The organism is Salinimicrobium oceani (genome assembly GCF_012037645.1).
On the sequence record NZ_JAAVJR010000996.1, the window covers coordinates 1 to 377 of the forward strand.

A 377-nucleotide genomic window follows, 5' to 3' on the forward strand; every position below is an offset into this window, starting at 1 on the left:
TTTCTGAAGCTGAAAAAGATCAGCTTAAAACTATCTCCGGCATTTCCACTTTTTCAGAAGTTATTGAAGAGCGGGTTTTCCTTGATTTCAGGTCTAAGAACAAAACAGCTTATATTAAAGGGGTAGACGAGAATTTCCTGAAAGTGAATCAGCTGGACAGCGCGCTCGTCCGCGGAGTTTGGTTTCACCCTACTGAATCACAGGTAGTGATAGGAAGTAATATTTCCCGCGACCTGAATTTGGGAGTATTTGATTACATGAGCCTGCTGGAGGTACTTGTTCCACGCCCGGGAACCGGACAGGTACTCGATCCTACCCGCGCTTTTAATTCTGAAAATGTAGTGGTTTCCGGTATTTACAGTATCAATGAAGAGCTG

1 pseudogene is annotated in these 377 nt (G+C 44.0%); it reads left to right on the forward strand.

The annotated features are described in order from the left end of the window. A pseudogene (locus tag HC175_RS20440) lies at positions 1–377 on the forward strand (ABC transporter permease); the annotation flags it as partial.